Consider the following 21,378-nt stretch of genomic DNA (forward strand, 5'->3'; position numbering starts at 1 on the left):
AATTTTAACTTGCACTTCGCCTTTTCCTTGCCAAGATGGCCGCCCCGACGGTGGACGAAATATCAGCATTGCGCTATGCGGCTGCTCGTTTCGAAGGCGGTCGTCGCGCAGGTGGAGCAAAGACATCATGATCGGACTTGTGCTTGTCACGCATGGCAAGCTGGCAGAGGAGTTTCGGCATGCGCTTGAGCATGTCGTCGGTCCGCAAAAGTCCATTGAAACGGTTTGCATCGGCCCTGAGGACGATATGGACCAGCGGCGCCAGGATATTCTGGAGGCCGTGATGGCGGCCGATGCCGGCAATGGCGTGATCATCCTCACCGACATGTTCGGCGGAACCCCTTCGAACCTCGCGATCTCCGTGATGCAGAGCGGCACGGTCGAGGTGATCGCGGGTGTCAACCTGCCCATGCTGATCAAGCTTGCCGGCGTGCGTGCCGAAAGCACCATGGACAAGGCGCTGATCGAGGCCTCCGAAGCGGGCCGCAAATATATCAATGTTGCCAGCCGTGTGCTCAGCGGAAAATAACCAACAGAACGAAGCTTGATGACGCTGACCCGCGACCTTCCGATCGTCAACAAACGCGGCCTTCATGCCCGCGCATCGGCGAAATTCGTCCAGACCGTCGAAACCTTCAAGGCCGAGATCCACGTCTCCAAGGACGGTATGACCGTCGGTGGGCTGTCGATCATGGGCCTGATGATGCTGGCCGCCAGCACCGGCTCGACCATTCAGGTCAGCGCCACCGGCGAGGATGCCGAAGCCGCGCTCGACGCGCTCGAGGCCCTGGTTGCCGACCGCTTCGGCGAGGAAATATGAACCATATAAAGACATAAAGACGTCTTTATATGTCCATTGCTCATTCACCTTTTTCCTGTTAGATCTCGTGCCATGCGCGGGAGAGTGGCGCCGTGCTGCCATCCCGCCCTTCCAGGCCCGCCGGCCTGGTCCATGGCGCGCACCGCGCGCCCAAAGCCATTCATGCCGCTTTCGGGCAGGCCCATCCGGCGCCTCGACCTGACAGTGGCTTCAGCTGGAGACGCCCTGACATGAGCACGACCCACGATTATCTGGTTGCCGATATCGGCTTGGCGGAGTTTGGCCGCAAGGAACTCGACATCGCCGAAACCGAAATGCCCGGCCTGATGGCCTGCCGCGAGGAATTCGGCGCCTCCAAGCCGCTCAAGGGCGCACGCATCTCCGGCTCGCTGCACATGACGATCCAGACGGCCGTTCTGATCGAGACGCTGGTGGCGCTCGGCGCGGAGGTACGCTGGGCCTCGTGCAACATCTACTCCACCCAGGACCATGCCGCGGCCGCGATCGCCGCCTCGGGCATTCCGGTCTATGCCGTCAAGGGCGAGACGCTGGAAGAATATTGGACCTACACGGACAAGATCTTCCAGTGGGCCGATGACGGCCTGTCCAACATGATTCTCGATGATGGCGGCGACGCCACCATGTACATCCTGCTCGGCGCCCGTGCCGAAGCCGGCGAAGACGTGCTGTCGAACCCCGGTTCGGAAGAGGAAGAGATCCTGTTCGCACAGATCAAGAAGCGGCTTCAGGCTTCGCCGGGCTGGTTCACCAAGCAGCGTGACGCGATCAAGGGCGTGACCGAGGAAACCACGACGGGCGTTCACCGCCTGTATGAACTGGCCAAGAAGGGCCTGCTGCCCTTCCCGGCGATCAACGTCAATGACAGCGTCACCAAGTCCAAGTTCGACAACAAATATGGCTGCAAGGAATCGCTTGTCGACGGCATCCGCCGCGGCACCGACGTGATGATGGCTGGCAAGGTCGCCGTCGTCTGCGGCTATGGCGATGTCGGCAAGGGCTCGGCCGCCTCGCTGCAGGGCGCCGGCGCCCGCGTCAAGGTGACGGAAATCGACCCGATCTGCGCGCTGCAGGCTGCCATGGACGGCTTTGAAGTCGTCCAGCTGGAAGACGTCGTCTCCTCGGCCGATATCTTCATCACCACGACAGGCAATCGCGACGTCATCCGCCTGGAGCATATGCGGGCGATGAAGGACATGGCGATCGTCGGCAATATCGGCCATTTCGACAATGAGATTCAGGTCTCGTCGCTGCGCAATCTCAAGTGGACCAACATCAAGCCGCAGGTCGACATGGTCGAATTCCCCGGCGGCAACCGGATGATCCTGCTCTCCCAGGGCCGCCTGCTGAACCTCGGCAATGCGACGGGCCATCCGTCCTTCGTCATGTCGGCCTCCTTCACCAACCAGGTCCTCGGCCAGATCGAGCTGTTCACCAAGCCCGGCGAATACAAGAACGACGTCTATGTTCTGCCGAAGCACCTGGACGAGAAGGTCGCTCGCCTGCATCTGGCCAAACTCGGCGCCAAGCTGACCGAGCTGCGCCCGGAACAGGCCGATTATATCGGCGTGCCCGCACAGGGCCCGTTCAAGGCCGAGCATTACCGCTACTAAAGCGGGACGGCGAAAAGTGTGAGCGGTTTTCGCCTGAAATCCCGCTCTGACTTTTTAACGTAGATCATGATTCAGATTTCAGACCGAACGGGTCTTACATCATCATGATCCAGGGCCGGACGCCGCAAGGCCTCCGAACATTCGAAGATCAGAGGGACGCGCGGCCACCAGCTGCGCGTCCCTTTCTTTTGCCTGCTCTCCAAGGCCCCGAAGTCAAGGACACCTGAGAAATACCTGATCGAAGTCAGACACTTGAGCAGCCTTACGACGGCACGGTGAGGCGGAGGAGGCTGCAAATGTCAGGCCTCGCCATCCGTTCGGCAGGTTCGGCGCAAGCCCCGAGCCGTAAGAAGACCGACGCAAAGCTTCGTTCCGCCACGCGATCGGCACAAAGAACGTGAAGCCTGGAGGCTGGCGCTCTGGCCCACAGGCAGAGGAGGAACGAACGGGTGCCAGGACATTTTGCGCCATGATGGCTGCAGATCCGACGCCGGCAATCTTTGCAATCGAAGCCGCATGTTCGCATCCAGAGGGGCGCATGCCAGGCTTTCATTTCTTTTGACGGGACGTTTCACGGCACTCTTGGCGGAGGGACACCGTGAAACGTCGTTGAGCACCATGCGGACGATGGACGGGCCTGCCCGTGCATTGTCCGGCAGCGGGGACAGGCAAAGAATGACACGAGACAAGATCACCCGGAGACCAAGCCGCATGACGGCCTTGGCTGCGCGGCTTTGGGCTGGCGTCTGCCTTGTGACGAGTGGCGGCGAGGCTTTTGCGGCTGACGGCTTCAGTGGCGCGCTGCTGCAGTCGAGCGAGGTGATCACACTGGCCGTTCTCGCCGGCGCAGGCGCCGCGGCCACGATATCGGCCGTCTGGCTCAGCCGCCAGCGCGGCCGCGCCGAGGTTGAAAATCGCGATCTGACGGCGATGATTGCCGACGCCAACCAGCGCGTCGCCCGTCTCCAGGCGCTTCTGACGGAAAAGGACCGGCGCATCGTCGTGTGGGAAGGCCCGCATGAGCGGCCGGAATTCATCGGCTCTCTGCCGACCGAGACGGGTGCGCCGGTCGAAGATCGCGACTTTCTCGCCTTTGGCCGCTGGATCAAGGCGCATTCTGCTGCTGCGCTCGACCAGGCGATCGACCGGCTCCGCTCGCGCGCCGAAAGCTTCGATCTGATCGTCGATACGCTGCGGGGCGAAATCGTTGAAGTGCAGGGCCGTGTGTCAGGCGGGCGCGCCTTCGTGCGTTTCGTCGCCTTGTCCAATCTGCGCGCCGAGCTTGCCGAAGCGCGGCTGGAGCGCGACCGGCTGCGCACCGCGCTGGTCGGCCTGCATGCCCTGCTCGATGCGACGGAGCTTCCGGTCTGGCAGCGCGGCACGGATGGCAAGCTGATCTGGGTCAACGAAGCCTATCGCAATGCGGTCGAAGCCCGCACCGTGGCCGAAGCCATTGCCGAGGGGCGCGAATTCCTGCCGACCATCACGCGCGAGAAGATCCGCGCCGGCGCCACCTATGACGTGCCCTTCCGCGATACGCTCTCGGCCGTCGTCCATGGCAATCGACGCGTCTTCGAGGTGATCGACGCCAAGACGACGCAAGGCTCGGCCGGCCTCGCGGTCGACGTGTCCGCTGTCGAGGGCGTGCGCGAGGAACTCGCCCGGACCTTGAAGAGCCATGCCGAAACGCTCGACCAGCTGACCACGCCGGTGGCGATCTTCGATGGCAACCAGCGGCTCGAATTCTACAATCAGGCCTTCCAACGGCTCTGGGATCTCGATACCGCCACCTTGATGCGCAAGCCTGACAATGGCGAGATCCTCGACCGCCTACGCGAGCGCGGCAAGCTGCCGGAACAGCTGAACTGGCGGCAGTGGCGCGAACAGGCGCTTTCCGTCTATCAGGCGATCGACACCCAGACCGATCTCTGGCATCTGCCGAACGGCCAGACGCTGCGCGTGGTCGCCACCGCCCGGCCTCAGGGCGGCGCCACCTGGGTGTTCGAAAACCTCACCGAGCGCGTCGATCTTGAAACCCGCTACAACACGCTGGTCCATGTTCAGGGCGAAACCATCGATCATCTGAGCGAAGGCGTTTCCGTTTTCGGACCGGATGGCCGCATCCGCCTGTCCAACCCGGCCTTTCGCGCGCTCTGGGGCGTGACCGAGGCCGAGGTAAAGCCCGGCACGCATATCAAGGTGATCGAGCAGGCCTGCGCGGCCTCCTACGATTCCGCCGATGGCTGGAAGCGCTTCGCCCAGCTGATCACCAGCTTCGATGACGAGCGTCCTTCGCTGCGCGGCATTCTGGAGCTGCGCACGGGGCTGATCCTCGATTTCAACGTCATTCCCCTGCCCAATGCGCAGACCATGCTGACCTTTGTCGACATGACGGACAGCGTGCGGGTGGAACGGGCGCTGAAGGAGAAGAACGAGGCGCTGCAGATGGCAGACGCGCTGAAGAACGACTTCGTCCAGCATGTCTCCTACGAGCTGCGCTCGCCGCTGACCAATATCATCGGATTTGCCGATCTTCTGAAGACCCCGGCCTTCGGTACGCTGACCCCGCGCCAGGCCGAATATGTCGATCATATCGCCACCTCCTCCTCGCTGCTTTTGACCATCGTCAACGACATTCTCGACCTCGCGACCGTCGATGCCGGTATTGTCGAGCTCGACCTCAGCGAGATCGATCTGGCCGAATTCCTCGATGAGGTGGCCTTGCACATGGCCGACAGGCTGCAGGAAAGCGGCGTGACGCTCTCCATCGAAGCGCCGGACAAGCTTGGCCGGTTCACGGCCGATCATCAGCGGCTGAAGCAGATCTTCATCAAGCTGATCGCCAATGCCGCCAATGTCGCACCCGAAGGCAGCACCATCCGGCTCACCTGCCGCCGCGAGGGCATGGATTTCGTCTTCGCCGTCAAGGACAATGGCCCCGGCATTCCGCAGGAGGTCATCTCCAGCGTCTTCAACCGCTTCGAAAGCCATGGCGCCCATGGCGGCGCAGGGCTCGGCCTGTCGATCGTCGAAAGCTTCGTGACGCTGCATCGCGGCAGCGTCGCCATCCGCTCCAGCGAAACCGAAGGCACCGAAGTCACCTGCCGCCTCCCTTCAGGCGAAATGCGCCAGATCGTGGCAGCGGAATGATGGATAGGATCGAGCTCCGCCTTGGCGATGCCAGGGCCAGCGAAAAGCTGGGCGAGGATCTGGCCCGCACGCTGAAGCCGGGCGATTGCCTGGCGCTGTCGGGCGACCTCGGTGCCGGCAAGACGACGCTTGCGCGGGCGTTGATCCGGGCGCTGGCGGAAGAGCCGGAGCTGGAGGTGCCGAGCCCGACCTTCACCCTCGTGCAGGCCTATGCCACCCGCATCCCCGTCGCCCATGTCGATCTCTACCGGCTGGGCGATGGCAGCGAGCTGGAAGAGTTGGGGCTGGAGGAGGCGCTGGCCGATGGCATTTGTCTGGTCGAATGGCCCGAGCGGGCCGAGGCCGAACTGCCGGCCAACCGGATCACCCTGACGCTGAGCCACGACGGCGAGGGCCGCCTTGCGCGCTTCGCCGGCCCTGCGGATCGGCTGGCGCGGATTTCCCGCAGCCTGGCGATTAGGGCGTTCTTGGAGAGAAATGGCTTTGCCGGATCCACACGTCTCTATCTCACAGGCGATGCGTCGGTTCGCGCTTATGAGCGCATCAAGCGTACAGAGGCCGCGGATCTCATCCTGATGGATGCGCCGCGCCGGCCCCAAGGTCCCGTTGTCAGGGACGGCAAAACCTATCCAGAGCTTGCACATCTGGCAGAAGACGTGGCGCCTTTTGTCGCGCTGGATCGCTGGCTGCGCAATGAGGGCTTTACGGCGCCCGAAATTATTGCCGAGGATCTCGACCAAGGGCTTCTGCTGCTGGAAGATCTCGGCAGTGACGGCGTGCGCGATTCAGAAGGCCAGCCGATTGCGGAGCGCTACGTCGCCTGCGCCGCGCTTCTCGCACGGCTGCATCAGACGGCGATGCCACGTGTCCTGCCTGTCGCGCCCGGCATCACGCATGAGATCCCCGATTTCGACCTGACGGCGCTGACGATCGAGACCAGCCTGCTGATCGACTGGTATCTGCCGCAGTTGCGCGGCGCGCCGGCAACGGCCGAAGAGCGTGCGGCCTATGAGACGATCTGGAGCGACCTGTTCGACCTGATCGCTGACGGCGAACGGCATCTGCTGCTGCGCGATTATCATTCGCCCAATATTCTCTGGCGCGAAGACAGGGCGGAGGCCGAGCGCATCGGCCTGATCGACTTCCAGGATGCGATGATCGGCCCAACGGCCTATGATCTGGCGGCGCTCGCCCAGGATGCGCGGGTCACCATCGCGCCTGATCTGCGCGCGCACATGATCGACACCTATCTGGCCGCCCGCCAAGCGGATGTCGGATTTAATGCCGAGCGCTTCCTGCGTGACTTCCACATCATGGCGGCCCAGCGCAATTGCAAGCTGCTGGGCATCTGGGTGCGGCTGAAGGAGCGCGACGGCAAGCCGGGTTATATGCAGCATATGCCCCGCACCATGGCCTATCTCGCCGAGGCGCTGGCCCACCCGGCGCTTGCGCCGCTCGCCGCCTGGTGCCGGAAGGCCAGTCTTCCGCTTGCAGATGAAAAGGCATGAGACGGCCGATGTCTTCGCCCTCCCCTTCCGATCCGGTCCATCCTGACGCGGGAAAAGCTGCCAGGCCTGCCATCCGCTCCGCCATGGTGCTCGCCGCCGGGCTGGGCACCCGGCTGAGGCCGCTCACCGACACCATGCCCAAACCTCTGGTGCCGATATCGGGCAAGCCAATGATCGACCATGTGCTCGACCTCCTGGACGAGGCCGGCGTGACGACTGCTGTGGTCAATGTCCATCACTTCGCCGACCGGATGGAGGCGCATCTGTCGGCGCGCGCACGGCCGAGGATCGTCATTTCCGACGAACGCGATGGGTTGATGAACTCAGGCGGAGGCCTTGCCAAGGGGCTGAAGCTGATCACGGACGAGATCGTTCTGGTGATGAATGCCGATCTCTTCTGGGTCGGCGAGGATCCCGAGGCGCCATCGAACCTGACCCGCCTGGCCGCCTTCTTCGATGAAACGCGAATGGATATGGCCATGCTCGTCGTGCCCTTGGAGCGGACGACCGGGCATAATGGCCGGCATGATTTCTCGCGGCTCGATGACGGACGGCTGGTGCGCTATCGGGAGGATCTTGGCGAGGGCGTGGTCTATGCCGGCGCTTTCGTCTTGCGCCGGGCACTGTTTGACGATGCGCCTGATGAGGCCTTCAACCTCAATCTCTATTTCGACCGGGTGATCGAAAGCGGCGGCCTGTTCGGCATGGTGATGGACGGCGAGTGGATCACCGTGGGCACGCCCGACGCCATTGGCGCGGCCGAAGACACCATCGCCCGCTGCGCCGGTCTTGGGAAAAGGGCCTGAAGCGGGCTCACAAATGCAGCGCCAGATGCTATTCAGGAACAGAGGCTGCTTTGGAGCATGTCTTCAAAGCCGCAAGGAAAGGGCCTGAATCGGGTGTCTGTTACCCGGCAAAATATCTTCACCATCCCGCCCGGCGCGCCGTTCCTCGGCACGCTGGTGGAGTCGCTCTGTGCCGGTGCCCTGGTTCCGGAGTTTCGCTACGACCCTACCGATCCCCTCTCTCTGGCCGATGTCACCATCTTCGTGCCGACGCGCCGCGCGGCGCGCGTGCTGCGCTCGGAGTTCGTCGATCGGCTGGGTGGACAGTCCGCGATCCTGCCGGTGGTGCGCCCGCTCGGTGAATCTGAGGACGATAGCGGCTATTTCGATGAGGAAAGCCCTGCCACGCTCGATCTCTCGCCGCCGATCGTTTCCGCCGGCCGGCTGATCGAGCTTGCCCGGCTCATTCTTGCCTGGCGCAACCGCCTGCCGCAGGTGGTGCGCGACATTCATGGCGACAGCCCGCTTATCGCCCCTGCGAGCCCTGCCGACGCCATCTGGCTGGCGCGTGACCTCTCGGCGATCATCGATTCCGTCGAGACCGAAGAGCTGGACTGGGAGGCGCTGAGGACGCTGGATGCCGAAAGCTTTGCGGAATGGTGGCGGCTGACGCTGGAATTTCTCGATATCGCCCGGCATTTCTGGCCGGCGCGGCTGCAGGAGCTGGGCGCCTCCTCCCCGGCCCGGCATCGCAATGCCGTCATCGATTTCGAAACGGAGCGCATGCGTGCCGGCAAGATCACCGGCCCCGTCATCGTTGCCGGCTCCACCGGCTCGATTCCATCCACCGCCCGCCTGATCGCCGCCGTTCAGGATCTGCCGCAGGGCGCCATCGTCCTGCCGGGGCTCGATACGGTGATGAGCGCTGAGGAATGGGCGGCCGTTGCGCCGGAAGGAACGCTAAGCGGCCCGCTCTCGGATCCCGCCACGCGCAGCCACCCGCAATATGGCCTCTTCCGTCTCCTCGCCCGTCTCAACCGCACGCGTGAGGACGTGGCGATCCTCGGCATGGTCGAGCCGGATCTGGCTGTCCGCGCCAGCACGCTGTCACGCGCGCTGCTGCCGGTGGAAAAGACCAGTGCTTGGGGCGAGAGCACGGCCGAAGAAGACAAAGCGCCGCTCGACGCCGCCTTTGCCGATGTCGCCCTGATCGAAGCCGCCAATGAGCGCGAGGAAGCGACGGCCATCGCCGTGGCCATGCGGCTTTCTCTGGAGGCGAGCGATACGTGCCAGGCGGCGCTGATCACGCCGGATCGCGATCTGGCGGCCCGTGTCTCGGCTGAGTTGATGCGCTTCGGCATCGAGGCGGACGATACGGCCGGCACGCCACTCTCCGCCACACCGGCCGGCACACTGACCCGGCTTCTGCTCAATGCCGCTTTGAAACCCGGCGATCCCGTGGCGATTGCCGCGCTGATCAAGCATCCGCTCGCGCTGTTCGGCCATGCCTCCGAGCATGTCCTCTCCGCCGGGCGGCTGATCGAACGACTAGCCCTGCGCGGCGGCACGCAGGCGACCCGGCTGGCCAGCCTCTCCGCTTTGCTCGACCTCAGGCTTTCCGAAGTCGTCGACGAGCGCCACCTGCCTGAATGGCGCCAGGTGCTTGCTCCCGAAGCGGTGGAGGACGCCCGGGCCCTTGCCGACGCAATCGCCGCGGCCGCAACGCCCTTGCTGGCCCTGGCCGAGACGGAAGATGAAGAGCCGTCGCTGGCCGACTGGGCGCGGGCGACGGGCGAGGCGCTGGAAGCGGCGGCCGCCGATGAGGCTGGAAACCTCGCTGAGCTCTGGGATAGCGAAGCTGGCGAAACCCTGTCACGCCTGCTCACCGCCGTGATCGAGACCGATGGGCAGATCGAGGCGACAGGCGCGCAATGGTGCGATGTCATGGACGCACTGATGGCCGGGGAGGCGATCAAGCCGCGCGCCATGCGCCATCCCCGCGTCTTTATCTTCGGGGCACTGGAGGCCCGGCTGCAAAGCGTCGATCTGATCGTGCTTGGCGGCATGAATGAGGGCATCTGGCCAGGGCAGACAGCCAATGATCCCTTTCTGTCCCGCGCCATGAAGACCGGCATCGGCCTGGAGCCGCCGGAACGGCGGATCGGCCAGCTCGCGCATGATTTTCATATGGCCTTCGGCACGCGGCGGCTGGTGCTCAGCCGCTCCTTGCGCAAGGGCAGCGCGCCGACGGTCGCCTCGCGCTGGCTGCAGCGTCTCTCCGCCGTCATCGGCAAGGAACGCACCGAGGCCATGCGCGCCCGTGGGCGCGATCACATCCATTTCGGCTACCAGCTGGACGAGCGGCCGCCCCAGCCGCTTGCCCCGCGCCCGCAGCCAAGGCCCGACCCGGCCTTGCAGCCGACGCGCTATTCCTTCAGCGAGGTGACGCGGCTGAGACGCGACCCCTATGCCATCTATGCCAAACGCATCCTGCGCCTACTGCCGCTCGATGATTTCAATGCCGATCCGGGTGCGGCCATGCGCGGCACGCTTTATCACGCCATTGTCGAGCGCTTCGTGCGCGAGGATCTGGAGCCGGGAAGCCCGCAGGCGCAAAGGCGCATTGCGGCGATCGTGGAGGAGGCCTTCGACCAGGCCCGCCTGCCCGCCCATATCGACGTCATCTGGCGGCCGCGCTTCCAGGGCGTGGCGCAAGCCTTCCTGCAATGGGAGATTTCCCGCCATGGCGATATCCTCCGCTCGCATCTGGAAGTGCCGGCCAGCCTGCCGCTCGGCGTTGGCCAGCTCCGCCTGACAGGGATTGCCGACCGCATCGACATTCTCAAGGACGGCACTGCCGTCATCGTCGATTACAAGACCGGCTCCAATCCCTCGCCTAAGGAGGCGCGTGCGCTCTTGGATCCGCAATTGCCGCTGGAGGCCGCTGCGTTGAAGCGCAGCGCCTTTAAGGGCGTCGACCGGCGCGAGACGGCCGACCTGCTCTATGTCAGGCTGAAGCCGGGCGACCGCTTCGAGGTCAACACCGTCAATAACGACAAGGGCAGCGCGCGCGGGTCGGAAGAGCGCAAGAGCGCCGCCGAGCTGGCCGATGAGGCCGTATTACAGCTCACCGGCCTGCTCTCGGCGCTTCTCTCGGGCAAGCGCGGCTTTGCCTCGCGCGTGATCGTACAGAAAGAGCGCGATTACGGCGGCGAATATGACCATCTCGCCCGGGTGGCCGAATGGGCGACGGCCGAGGCCGGGGAGAGCGACGATGGATGAGATGCGCATCCTCGATGACGATCATGGGCCGCGCGACCAGTCGAGCGAGGGCTGGCGCAGCTGGACGACGGAAAAGCAGAAGGAAGCCTCCGACCCCACGCGTTCGGCCTGGGTCATGGCCAATGCCGGCTCTGGCAAGACCCATGTGCTGACGCAGCGGGTGATCCGCCTGCTGCTTTCCGGCGCCCGCCCCTCGGCCATTCTCTGCCTGACCTATACAAAGGCGGCGGCAGCCGAGATGTCGAACCGCGTCTTCGAGCGCTTGGCGCGCTGGGTGACTCTGGACGAGGCAACGCTTGCCGCTGAGATCGCCAGCCTGGAGGGCGGCGCACCCAGCCGCCAGCAGCTGGATGAGGCGCGGCGGCTGTTTGCCCGTGCCTTGGAAACGCCAGGCGGGCTGAAGATCCAGACCATCCACGCCTTTTGCGAGGCGCTGCTGCATCAGTTTCCGCTAGAGGCCAATGTCGCCGGCCACTTCTCCGTTCTCGATGACCGGGCCGCGGCGGTGCTGATGGCGGATGCCCGGAGGCTGCTGCTGAACGCCGCAGCCAGCCGCTACGATCCGGCGCTCGCCGATGCCTTCGCCACCGTCCTGGAACTGGCCGATGACACGGGCCTTGAAAAGCTGCTGTCCGAACTGGTGGCCGCGCGCGCCGAGGTGCAGGCCTTTCTCGCCCGCACCCGCGCCGAAGGTGGGCCGGGGCTTGCGCTGCGGCGCAGCTTCGCGCTCGGGCCCGAGGAGACGGCCGAGACGATCCTTAACGATCTCTGGCCCTTTCCGACGCTTTCCGGCGCAAGTTTGGATGCCTATATCGCGCTGGCCCGATCGGCCGGCGGCGCCAAGGCCGGCGCCTTTGCCGATGGCCTGGCCGCTGCCGCCCGGATCGAGGATCCGCTGGGCCGGCTGCAGGCGCTGAAGCCCCTGTTTCTCAGCGCCTCCACCGGCAAGCCGCTGGCCGACAGCACCTTCTTTACCGCCAAGATGAGCAAGGCGGCACCGGAGCTGGAATCCGCCGTTCTCCTGGCCCGCGATCATCTGCTGGCCATTCTCGACCGGCTGAACCGGCTGCATATGGTGGAAGCGAGCGAGGCGGCGCTGACGCTGGCCGACCGGCTGAACCGCGACTATGACGCCTTGAAGAAGAGCCGCAGCCAGCTCGATTTCGACGATCTGATCCGGCGCGCCGCCAATCTTTTGACCCGTGACCGCGTCTCCGCTTGGGTGCATTACAAGCTCGATCGCGGCATCGACCATGTGCTGGTGGATGAGGCGCAGGATACCAGCCCGGTGCAATGGACGATCATTCGCGCGCTGACCGGCGACTTCTTCTCCGGCGCTTCGGCGCGCACGCTGAACCGCACGCTCTTCGCCGTCGGCGACGAGAAGCAGTCGATCTATTCCTTCCAGGGCGCCCGGCCGGAACAATTCGCCGGCGAAAGCGAGGCGGCGGCGCGGCGGGTGCAGGGCGGTGGCCGGCCCTTCAGCGCCATCCGGCTGCAGCTCTCCTTCCGCTCGACCGAGGATGTGCTCTCGGCTGTGGATGCCGTCTTCGCCCAGCCGAGCCATGCCCGGGGACTGAGCGCCCGTGACGAGCCCGTCATCCACGCCTCCAACCGGTCCGGCCAGGTCGGGCTGGTGGAGGTTTGGGAGCCGATCCTGCCCGCGCCGGAGCCGGAGCTGGACGACTGGACCGCGGCCTTCGACGCCACCCCGGAAGACGCGCCTGCCAATGTGCTGGCGCGTCGGATCGCCGCCGTACTGGAGGCCGAAATCGGCAAGGCGACGGTGATGGAAAAGGGCGTGGCGCGGCCGATGCGGCCGGGCGACGTCATCGTGCTCGTGCGCAAGCGCGACGCCTTTGTCGGCGCGCTGACCCGGGCGCTGAAGGGCCGGCGCGATATTCCCGTCGCCGGTGCCGACCGGCTGGTACTGACCCGCCACATCGCCATTCAGGATCTGGTGGCGCTCGGCCGCTTCCTCCTGTTTCCCGAGGATGATCTGTCGCTCGCGGCCGTGCTGAAAAGCCCGCTTCTCAATCTGAGCGAAGACGACCTGCTCGACCTCGCGCCCCGTCGCCCCGTCGGCGTCTGCCTCTGGGAGGCGCTGCGAGCGCTGGAGGAGGATGCGCCGAAACAGCTGCTGGCCGCGCGGCAGCGGTTGGAGAACTGGCAGGCGATGCTTGGCCGGCTCTGCGTTCATGATTTCTACGCCCGTGTGCTTGCCCATGATGGCGGCCGCGCCGCGTTCCTCGCCCGGCTCGGCAGCGAGGTCGGCGATGTGCTCGATGAATTCCTGACCTTCGCCCTGGACCACGAAAAGAACAGCCTGCCCGGCCTTCAGGCCTTCATCGCCAGCCTGGAAGCCGAGGCGCCCACCGTCAAGCGCGAGCAGGACAAGGAGCGCGACGAGGTCCGCATCATGACCGTCCATGCCGCCAAGGGGCTGGAAGCACCTGTCGTCTTCCTGGTCGATGGCGGCGGGCAGGCCTTTTCCAGCCAGCATGTGCCGTCCTTCCGGCTGATGCGCGACCCCGCCGCCCGCACCGGCGAGGCGGCCGCGCTGCCGGTCTGGCGCGCGCCAAGAAGCCCGTCCAATAGCTTGGTTGAGGCGGATATGGCGCGGCTGAAACAGGCGGCGGAAGAGGAATATCGCCGGCTGCTCTATGTCGGCATGACGCGCGCGGCCGACCGGCTGGTGATCTGCGGCTATCAGGGCAAACGCGCCAATCCGGAGAGCTGGCATGCCATGGTTAGTTCCGGCCTTTCGGCCGATCCGGCAGGCCGTGCCGTACCGGCCTCTTTTGCCGCCGGCGGTATGGAATGGCAGGGCCTGCGCTGGCATGCGGCAGCACCGGGCGAGACCCTTGCCGCGCCCCCGGCCGCGAAGGCGGAACAACAGGTCTTCAAGCCCCTGCCGGACGCCCTGACGAAACCCCTGCCGCCCTTCCCCCGCCTGCCGCGCCCCTTGAGCCCATCGGGCACCGGCGCGGTAATCGAGGATCAGGACCGCTCGGGCCTGCTTGCCAATTCGATCTTCTCGCGCAAGGCGCCCGTCCCGTCGCTTCTGCGCGGCGCGCTGCTCCATCGCTTCCTGCAGGTGCTGCCCGGCATGCCGGAGGACGAGCGGGAGGCGGCGGGCCTGCGCTACCTCGCTCGCGCCGTGCCGCATTGGCCGGAGCAGCGCCAAAAGGCCCTGATCGCGGATGTGCTCGGCCTGACGCGCTTGCCGGAGTTGGCGCTGCTGTTTTCCCCGAAGGGCCGTGCGGAAGTTTCCGTCATGGGCACCCTGGCACTTGGCAGCCGCTCCGTCGCCGTCTCCGGCCGGATCGACCGCATTGCGGTGGAGGACGGCGTGGTCACGCTGGCCGACTTCAAGACCAACCGCATGGTGCCGAGCGAAGCCGCCTATATCGACTCTGTGCACCGCGCTCAACTTGCGCTTTACCGCGCAGTGCTGAGGCCGCTTTATCCGGCACATGCCTTTCGCTGCCTGCTTGTTTATACGGAAGGTCCCGCCGTCTTCACACTTGACGATGCCGTACTCGAGGAGGCTCTCGACGCGCTTTCCGCAGAGGCGTAAACAGTTGCTCAAGCTCCAATTCGCTTGATGCGTGGAGCGGGACGGATCGACAATGCACAAGCGCGCGACCAGCGTCTTGAAAAGCGGAGCCCGCCGCCTCACTTTAATCGATGAAGACAAACGCAAGGAGAGCCCGATGGCTACCGTTCACGTCAATACCGCCAACTTCCAAGCCGAAGTGCTCAATTCCGCCGAGCCCGTCGTTGTCGATTTCTGGGCCGAATGGTGCGGCCCTTGCAAGATGATCGCGCCGTCGCTCGAAGAGATCTCCAAGGAACTTGCCGGCAAGGTCAAGGTCGCCAAGCTCAACATCGACGAAAACCCGGAGCTTGCCGCACAGTATGGCGTCCGCTCGATCCCGACGCTGGCCCTGTTCAAGTCGGGCGAAGTCGCCGACATCAAGGTCGGCGCCGCTCCGAAGAATGCGCTGAGCTCCTGGATCAGCTCGGCAACCGCCTGATCGTTTGCCTCAAGCGATTGCATGGAAAAAGGCGCTCCACGGTCCACGTGGGGCGCCTTTTCTATTGGAAGGTAAAACCACGCCTATCGCGGCGGCGTGCCGTTTTCTCCAAGCACGGAGCCGACCAGATAGAGCGAGCCCCCGATCAGGATTCGAGGCGCCTTTGGAGCGGTCTTAAACAGGGCGGCAACCCTGGCCAACGCCTCGGCGACCGAGCCGCAGGCTTCGGCCGGGCAGCCGGCGTCGGCGGCGTCACCCGCGAGCGCCACCGGATCAAGCCCGGCGTCCGAGGCGGGGATCGGCACGGTGAACACCTTTTCCGCCAGACCGGCGAAGGCCCGGAAATAGCCGATCGGCTCCTTGGTGTTGATCATGCCGATAATCAGCACGAGCGGGCGCGGATCGCGCTCCTCGAAGCTGACCATGGTCTCGGCGATTACTTGGCCAGCGCCGGGATTGTGACCGCCATCGAGCCAGACTTCGGCGCCCTCAGGCGCGAGATCCAGAAGCGGCCCCTTGGGCATGCGTTGGAGACGGCCCGCCCATTCGACCGTCTGCAGCGCCTTTTCGATCCCCTGTTCGCTCAGCGTAAAGCCCGCAGCCTTGACCGCGCGGATGGCGGCAGCGGCATTGGCGAGCTGGTGACGGCCGGGCAGACGGGGCAGCGGTAGATCTATCAGCCCGTCTTCGTCCTGATAGATCATCCGGCCGAATTCCTCATGCGCCAGGAAGTCCTGGCTATAGAGAGCGGTGGGGCAGCCGAGGCGCTCGGCGGTATCGGCCAGCACATCTCGGGCCCCGTCGAACTCCTGATAGCCGATCACCGCAGGGCGACCACGCTTCATGATGCCGGCTTTTTCAGCGGCGATCAGCTCCACGCGATCCCCCAGATAGGCTTGATGGTCGAGCGAGATCGGCATGATCGCGGTCACCGCCGGATGGCGGATAACATTGGTCGCATCGAAGCGGCCGCCAAGCCCCACTTCCATCACCACGGCATCGGCAGGATGCTCGGCAAAGAGCAGGAAGGCCACGGCGGTGAGGATTTCGAAGACGGTTATGGTCTCACCAGCATTGGCTTCGGCAACGCGGCGGATTGCATCGGCCAGCACCGCGTCTTCGGCGAGCTGCCCGCGCCCGCCCTTGACGCCGAGACGGTAGCGCTCATGCCAGTTCACCAAATGCGGCGAGGTGTGGACATGGACCGCGAGGCCTTCGGCTTCCAGAAGCGCGCGGGAAAAGGCGGTGAAGGAGCCCTTGCCATTGGTGCCAGCGACATGAAGCACCGGCGGCAGCCGGTCCTGCGGATTGCCGAGACGAGCAAGCAGCCGGGTGATCCGCTCCAGCGACAGGTCGAAGCCCTTGGGATGCAGGGTCATCAGCCGGTCGATCTCAGCGGCCGCCTGCGTCAGCGTCCCGGCAGTCGTCATGGGCGAACGTCCTTTGTCTGTGAGCCGGAGCGCCGGAAGATCAGGCGGCTTATTCCGCCGCGGCTGAGAGGTCCTCATGCAGCTCCAGAGCCTGCTCGGTCTCGGAGACGGCCGGCGTCTTCATCAGGATCTTCAAGAGGCGGGCGAGCGTCTCGGCAATCTCGTGGCGTTTGACCACCATATCGACCATGCCGTGCTCATAGAGATATTCGGATGTCTGGAAGCCCTCCGGCAGCTTCTCGCGGATCGTCTGCTCGATCACGCGCTGGCCCGCAAAGCCGATCTGCGCGCCGGGCTCGGCCAGATGCACATCGCCCAGCATGGCGTAGGAAGCGGTCACGCCGCCGGTCGTTGGATTGGTGAGGACGACGATATAGGGCAGCCCGGCCTCTTTCAGCATTTCCACCGCCACGGTGGTGCGCGGCAGCTGCATCAGCGAGAGAATGCCTTCCTGCATGCGGGCACCGCCGGAGGCCGGGAACATCACCAGCGGGCATTTTTCAGCAATCGCCCGTTCAAACGCCTTGATGATCGCCTCGCCAGCGGCGATTCCCAACGATCCCGCCATGAAGTTGAATTCATGGACGACGGCGACGAGCTTGACGCCTTTGACCGTGCCGAGGCCGGCGACGATCGTGTCTTCCAGCTCGGTCTTGGTGCGGCCATCCTTCAGCCGGTCGGAATATTTCTTGGAGTCGCGGAAGCGCAGCGGATCCTGCGCCACCTTCGGCTGCGGTAGGCTTTCATAAAGGCCGCCATCGAAGAGATCGCGCAGCCGCGCCTTGGCAGGCATCTTCATATGATAGCCGGAGGCGGGGATGACCCACTTGTTTTCCTCAAGATCGCGATGGAACACCATCTCGCCCGTTTCAGGGCACTTGATCCAGAGATTTTCCGGTACCTCGCGCCGGCCGAGCATCGAATTGATCTTCGGGCGGACGTAGTTGGTGATCCAGTTCATGGGGCGCGCACTCCATAAGACGATGCGGCAGGCAAACAGAACCTGCCGCAGGGGCTGCTCTCAACAGGATAAATCGGACTTTTATTCGGCCGCCGCAAGACGCGCTGCTCTGGTGCCGGCCGAAAGCCCGCGCACCAAAGCCGCGACGCCGGGCACGGTGGCCTCTGTGGCTTGGCCCTCAGCCGTCAGGCTGGAGGCAATCTGGTTGACGATGGCGGTGCCGACCACCACGCCGTCGGCGGCAGCGCCGATCGCTCTTGCATGTTCCTCGGTCTTCACGCCGAAGCCGACGCAGACCGGAAGGCTGGTATGGCTCTTGATCCGCCTCACCGCCTCACCGATCCGCGAGGGATCCGGCAGGGCCGAACCGGTAATGCCATTCATCGACACATAATAAACGAAACCCGAAGTGTTTTCGAGCACCTTCGGCAGGCGGCGGTCGTCCGTGGTCGGCGTCGCCAGGCGAATGAAGCTGATGCCGGCGGCGAGCGCAGGCAGGCAAAGCTCGTCATCCATCTCCGGCGGCAGGTCGACGACGATCAGCCCATCGAGCCCGACCTCCACCGCATCCTTCAGGAAACGATCGACACCGTAGATATAGATGGGATTGTAATAGCCCATCAGCACGATCGGCGTGTCTGGATTGTCCTCGCGAAAGCGGCGGGCGAGCTCCAGCGTCGTGGCAAGCGTCTGGCCGCCCTTCAGCGCGCGCTGGCCAGCCATTTGAATGGCCGGTCCATCGGCCATCGGATCGGAAAAGGGCATGCCGAGCTCGATGATGTCGGAGCCGGCCAGAGGCAGCGCCTTCATGATGGCGAGCGAGGTTTCGAAATCCGGGTCGCCGCCCATGATATAGGTGACCAGCGCCGGCCGGCCTTCTGCCTGGAGAGCGGCGAATGTCTTGTCCATGCGTGCGGTCATGCGCCTGCCTGCTCCATGCCGAGAATCTTGCCCACGGTGAAAATGTCCTTGTCGCCACGGCCGGAGAGATTCATCAAAATGATCTGGTCCTTGCCCATGGCGGGCGCCCGCTTGATGACCTCGGCCAGGGCATGGCTCGGCTCCAGCGCGGGAATGATGCCTTCAAGCCGCGTCAGCAGCTGGAACGCCTCCAGCGCCTCGTCATCCTTGATCGGCACGTAATCGACGCGGCCGATATCTGCGAGCCAGGCATGTTCCGGCCCGATGCCGGGATAGTCGAGGCCGGCCGAGATCGAGTGGCCTTCCTTGATCTGGCCGTCGCCATCCTGAAGCAGATAGGTGCGGTTGCCGTGAAGGACCCCGGGCGAGCCGGCGGTGATCGAGGCGCAATGCTCGTCGCCCTCCAGCCCCTTGCCGCCGGCTTCGACGCCGAGGATCTTCACGCTCGCATCATCCAGGAAGGGATGGAAGATGCCAATGGCGTTCGAGCCGCCACCGACGGCAGCGACCACCAGATCCGGCAGCCGTCCCTCGGCTTCGAGCATCTGCGCGCGCGCTTCGATGCCGATGACCGACTGGAAGTCGCGCACCATTTCCGGATAGGGATGCATACCGGCGGCGGTGCCGATCAGGTAATAGGTCGAGTCGACATTGGTGACCCAGTCACGCATCGCCTCGTTCATCGCATCCTTCAGCGTGCCGTTGCCGGCCGTCACCGGCTTGACCTCGGCGCCGAGCAGTTTCATGCGGAAGACGTTGGGCGACTGGCGGGCGACATCGGTCGCGCCCATGTAGACGACGCAAGGCAGGCCAAAACGGGCGCAGACCGTCGCGGTCGCCACGCCATGCTGGCCGGCACCGGTTTCGGCGATAATGCGGGTCTTGCCCATACGCTTGGCCAGCAGAATCTGGCCGATGCAATTGTTGATCTTGTGCGAGCCGGTGTGGTTCAGCTCCTCACGCTTGAAGTAGATCTTGGCGCCGCCAAGATGCTCGGTCAGCCGTTCGGCAAAATAGAGCGGGCTCGGCCGGCCGACATAATGCTTGCCGAGCGTCTCCATCTCGGCCTTGAAGGTCGGATCGGTCTTGGCCTTTTCCCATTCGGCCTGCAGATCGAGGATCAGCGGCATCAGCGTTTCGGCCACGAAACGGCCACCGAAAATGCCGAAGCGGCCATCCTCGTCCGGACCGGACCGGAAGGAATTCAGCTTGGGGGTCTCGTTCACGTCATGCTCCCTGATTCAAGATCTGCCGCGGATGAGGTGCGACGGCTCGGGCCTTGAGCGCCGACGCGACAGCGTCGAAGAATGCATCGATGCGGCCGGCATCCTTGACACCGGGCGCAATTTCCAATCCCGAAGAGGCATCGATCGCCCGCACATGGGTGGCGGAAATTGCCCTGCCCACATTGGCGGCATCAAGCCCTCCGGAAAGCATGTAATCGACACCGTCGTCAAGCGCGTCAAGAAGTCGCCAGTCGAAGGAAACGCCATTGCCGCCTGGAAGCTCCGAGCCCTTGGGCGGCTTGGCGTCGAACAGCAGCCGGTCGGCTATGCGTTGATAGGCAAGAGCGGCCTCCAGATCGGCCGCATCGCGGATCGACAGCGCCTTGATCACAGGCAGGCCATAACGCGCCTTGACGGCCTGCACATGGGCAGGGCTCTCGCCGCCGTGCAGCTGGATCATGTCAGGGCGAAGCCCTTCCATGATCGCGTCCAGTTGGGCCTCGCTTGCGTCCACCGTGACCGCGACGATTTTCGCCCGGCCACGAACGGCGTCGGCAACCGCGCGGGCTTCCATCGGCGTCACGTTGCGCGGGCTTTTGGGAAAGAAGATGAAGCCGATATGCGTCGCTCCGCGCCCGACCGCATGCTCGGCCGCCTCGCGCGTCTTCAAACCACAAATCTTGATGTCGAACGGATCAGCGCTCATAATGTCGCGAGTTCGCATGAAAGCGTGGCTATGTCGAGACAAAAGCACGCAAATGCGGCATTCACGCTGCCTGTCGGGCTGTTTTTAATGCTCCGATCAGCTGAAATCGAGAGCGTGCAGCATTGAGCCGTTGCGCTTCAGCCAATGGCGGGCTTCGGCCGTGCGCGGGCAGAGCATCTCGCACAGAGCCCAGAATTGCGGCCCATGGTTCATTTCACGCAGATGCGCGACCTCATGGGCGGCGAGATAATCGATCACATGCGGCGGCGCCATGACAATGCGCCAGGAGAAGCTCAAGGCCCCTTCCGACGTGCAGGAGCCCCAGCGGCTGCGGGTATCTTTCAAGGTCACCGACTTGACCTTGCCGCCCATACGCCCCGCATGAATGGCGACGAGCCGTTCGAGATCCGTGCGCGCCTCCTTCTTCAGGAACTCGGCAAGGCGCCGGCGCAGATGTTCAGGATCGCCGGACAGGCGCAGGACCGGCTCATCATCGGTCACGACGATCTCCGGCAGGCCGCGCAGCCGGCCCGACAATTCGATGCGATGCACGACGCCGCGAAGCGCAATGGTACCGCCCTCCATCAGCTCACTCTCACCGGAAAAGCGGGCAAGCTTGGAGGTGAGCCAGCCGCGATGACGCTCGATAAAGGCATCGACCTCGCGCTGCGGTAGCCCCTTGGGGACCGTCAGCTTCAGGGCGCGCCCGCCCGGTTCGATACGCAGCGTCAACCGTGTCGCCCGCAGCGACGGGTTGATGGTCAATGGCAGGCTGCGGCCATCGACCTCCACGACACGTTCGAGTGCGGACGCCTTGGTAACAGGCGGTTTCAGAAAGGCTGGAAGCATGCGTTACGTCTAGCGGGTTTCGCTCTGGCCGCCCAGTCCCGTTTCCCGATGCCGGCCTTTCTCCCTTCT

General features: G+C 64.6%; 15 protein-coding genes. 9 read left to right on the forward strand and 6 right to left on the reverse strand.

Translation table 11 applies throughout. The annotated features are described in order from the left end of the window. Positions 1 to 127: 127 nt before the first annotated feature. From BMX61_RS00125 to trxA, 9 genes are all read left to right on the forward strand, one after another. Positions 128 to 529: a PTS sugar transporter subunit IIA gene (locus BMX61_RS00125; protein WP_075627451.1), complete on the forward strand. Its 402-nt coding sequence runs from the start codon at positions 128 to 130 to the stop codon at positions 527 to 529. Between the two features lie 18 nt (positions 530 to 547). Continuing rightward, entirely contained in the window at positions 548 to 820 is a 273-nt protein-coding gene (locus BMX61_RS00130; protein WP_075627450.1) for an HPr family phosphocarrier protein, read from the forward strand. A gap of 230 nt (positions 821 to 1,050) precedes the next feature. After that, complete coding sequence (gene ahcY, locus BMX61_RS00135; protein ID WP_075627449.1) at positions 1,051 to 2,451, forward strand: adenosylhomocysteinase; 1,401 nt, start codon at positions 1,051 to 1,053, stop codon at positions 2,449 to 2,451. A gap of 675 nt (positions 2,452 to 3,126) precedes the next feature. Then, complete coding sequence (locus tag BMX61_RS00140) at positions 3,127 to 5,601, forward strand: ATP-binding protein (protein WP_075627448.1); 2,475 nt, start codon at positions 3,127 to 3,129, stop codon at positions 5,599 to 5,601. Continuing rightward, a complete protein-coding gene (gene tsaE, locus BMX61_RS00145; RefSeq protein WP_075627447.1) occupies positions 5,601 to 7,109 on the forward strand; it encodes a tRNA (adenosine(37)-N6)-threonylcarbamoyltransferase complex ATPase subunit type 1 TsaE in 1,509 nt (502 codons plus the stop codon). Before BMX61_RS00140 ends, tsaE begins: the two co-directional genes overlap by 1 nt. Before the next feature lie 83 nt (positions 7,110 to 7,192). Next, positions 7,193 to 7,915, forward strand: coding sequence for a nucleotidyltransferase family protein (locus BMX61_RS00150; RefSeq protein WP_075627514.1), 723 nt, complete (start codon positions 7,193 to 7,195; stop codon positions 7,913 to 7,915). A gap of 93 nt (positions 7,916 to 8,008) precedes the next feature. Beyond that, entirely contained in the window at positions 8,009 to 11,176 is a 3,168-nt protein-coding gene (gene addB, locus BMX61_RS00155) for a double-strand break repair protein AddB (protein WP_234794561.1), read from the forward strand. A 7-nt stretch (positions 11,177 to 11,183) separates the two neighbouring features. Continuing rightward, a complete protein-coding gene (gene addA, locus BMX61_RS00160) occupies positions 11,184 to 14,756 on the forward strand; it encodes a double-strand break repair helicase AddA (RefSeq protein WP_407703725.1) in 3,573 nt (1,190 codons plus the stop codon). A gap of 136 nt (positions 14,757 to 14,892) precedes the next feature. Next, the gene (trxA, locus tag BMX61_RS00165) at positions 14,893 to 15,216 is read left to right on the forward strand and encodes a thioredoxin (RefSeq protein ID WP_075627512.1); all 324 of its coding nucleotides are present in this window, start codon (positions 14,893 to 14,895) and stop codon (positions 15,214 to 15,216) included. An 83-nt stretch (positions 15,217 to 15,299) separates the two neighbouring features. On the opposite strand, the gene BMX61_RS00170 is transcribed toward trxA, so the two are convergent. The 6 genes from BMX61_RS00170 to BMX61_RS00195 form a co-directional block, all read right to left on the reverse strand. Then, complete coding sequence (locus BMX61_RS00170) at positions 15,300 to 16,646, reverse strand: bifunctional folylpolyglutamate synthase/dihydrofolate synthase (RefSeq protein ID WP_075627445.1); 1,347 nt, start codon at positions 16,644 to 16,646, stop codon at positions 15,300 to 15,302. 49 nt (positions 16,647 to 16,695) lie between these two features. Continuing rightward, complete coding sequence (gene accD / locus BMX61_RS00175; RefSeq protein ID WP_075627444.1) at positions 16,696 to 17,607, reverse strand: acetyl-CoA carboxylase, carboxyltransferase subunit beta; 912 nt, start codon at positions 17,605 to 17,607, stop codon at positions 16,696 to 16,698. An 81-nt stretch (positions 17,608 to 17,688) separates the two neighbouring features. Further along, positions 17,689 to 18,528, reverse strand: coding sequence for a tryptophan synthase subunit alpha (gene trpA / locus BMX61_RS00180; protein WP_075627443.1), 840 nt, complete (start codon positions 18,526 to 18,528; stop codon positions 17,689 to 17,691). Continuing rightward, the gene (trpB, locus tag BMX61_RS00185; RefSeq protein WP_075627442.1) at positions 18,525 to 19,754 is read right to left on the reverse strand and encodes a tryptophan synthase subunit beta; all 1,230 of its coding nucleotides are present in this window, start codon (positions 19,752 to 19,754) and stop codon (positions 18,525 to 18,527) included. The genes trpA and trpB overlap by 4 nt, the downstream gene beginning before the upstream one ends. 1 nt (position 19,755) lies before the next feature. Further along, positions 19,756 to 20,460 (reverse strand): phosphoribosylanthranilate isomerase, encoded by a 705-nt coding sequence (locus tag BMX61_RS00190; protein WP_075627441.1) that lies wholly within the window; start codon positions 20,458 to 20,460, stop codon positions 19,756 to 19,758. Between the two features lie 96 nt (positions 20,461 to 20,556). Further along, on the reverse strand, positions 20,557 to 21,309 hold the full coding sequence (locus tag BMX61_RS00195; RefSeq protein ID WP_075627440.1) for a M48 family metallopeptidase: 753 nt from the start codon (positions 21,307 to 21,309) through the stop codon (positions 20,557 to 20,559). Positions 21,310 to 21,378: the final 69 nt, after the last annotated feature.

This window comes from Xaviernesmea oryzae (genome assembly GCF_900109605.1).
GTDB lineage: Bacteria > Pseudomonadota > Alphaproteobacteria > Rhizobiales > Rhizobiaceae > Xaviernesmea > Xaviernesmea oryzae.

Excerpts from the sequence above, each read along its gene's own strand:
- BMX61_RS00170 (WP_075627445.1), bottom strand. The coding sequence starts at position 16,646 with ATGACGACTGCCGGGACGCTGACGCAGGCGGCCGCTGAGATCGACCGG.
- accD (WP_075627444.1), bottom strand. The coding sequence starts at position 17,607 with ATGAACTGGATCACCAACTACGTCCGCCCGAAGATCAATTCGATGCTC.
- BMX61_RS00150 (WP_075627514.1), top strand. The coding sequence starts at position 7,193 with ATGGTGCTCGCCGCCGGGCTGGGCACCCGGCTGAGGCCGCTCACCGAC.
- BMX61_RS00125 (WP_075627451.1), top strand. The coding sequence starts at position 128 with ATGATCGGACTTGTGCTTGTCACGCATGGCAAGCTGGCAGAGGAGTTT.
- ahcY (WP_075627449.1), top strand. The coding sequence starts at position 1,051 with ATGAGCACGACCCACGATTATCTGGTTGCCGATATCGGCTTGGCGGAG.
- BMX61_RS00190 (WP_075627441.1), bottom strand. The coding sequence starts at position 20,460 with ATGAGCGCTGATCCGTTCGACATCAAGATTTGTGGTTTGAAGACGCGC.
- trxA (WP_075627512.1), top strand. The coding sequence starts at position 14,893 with ATGGCTACCGTTCACGTCAATACCGCCAACTTCCAAGCCGAAGTGCTC.
- BMX61_RS00130 (WP_075627450.1), top strand. The coding sequence starts at position 548 with ATGACGCTGACCCGCGACCTTCCGATCGTCAACAAACGCGGCCTTCAT.
- tsaE (WP_075627447.1), top strand. The coding sequence starts at position 5,601 with ATGGATAGGATCGAGCTCCGCCTTGGCGATGCCAGGGCCAGCGAAAAG.
- trpA (WP_075627443.1), bottom strand. The coding sequence starts at position 18,528 with ATGACCGCACGCATGGACAAGACATTCGCCGCTCTCCAGGCAGAAGGC.
- BMX61_RS00195 (WP_075627440.1), bottom strand. The coding sequence starts at position 21,309 with ATGCTTCCAGCCTTTCTGAAACCGCCTGTTACCAAGGCGTCCGCACTC.
- BMX61_RS00140 (WP_075627448.1), top strand. The coding sequence starts at position 3,127 with ATGACACGAGACAAGATCACCCGGAGACCAAGCCGCATGACGGCCTTG.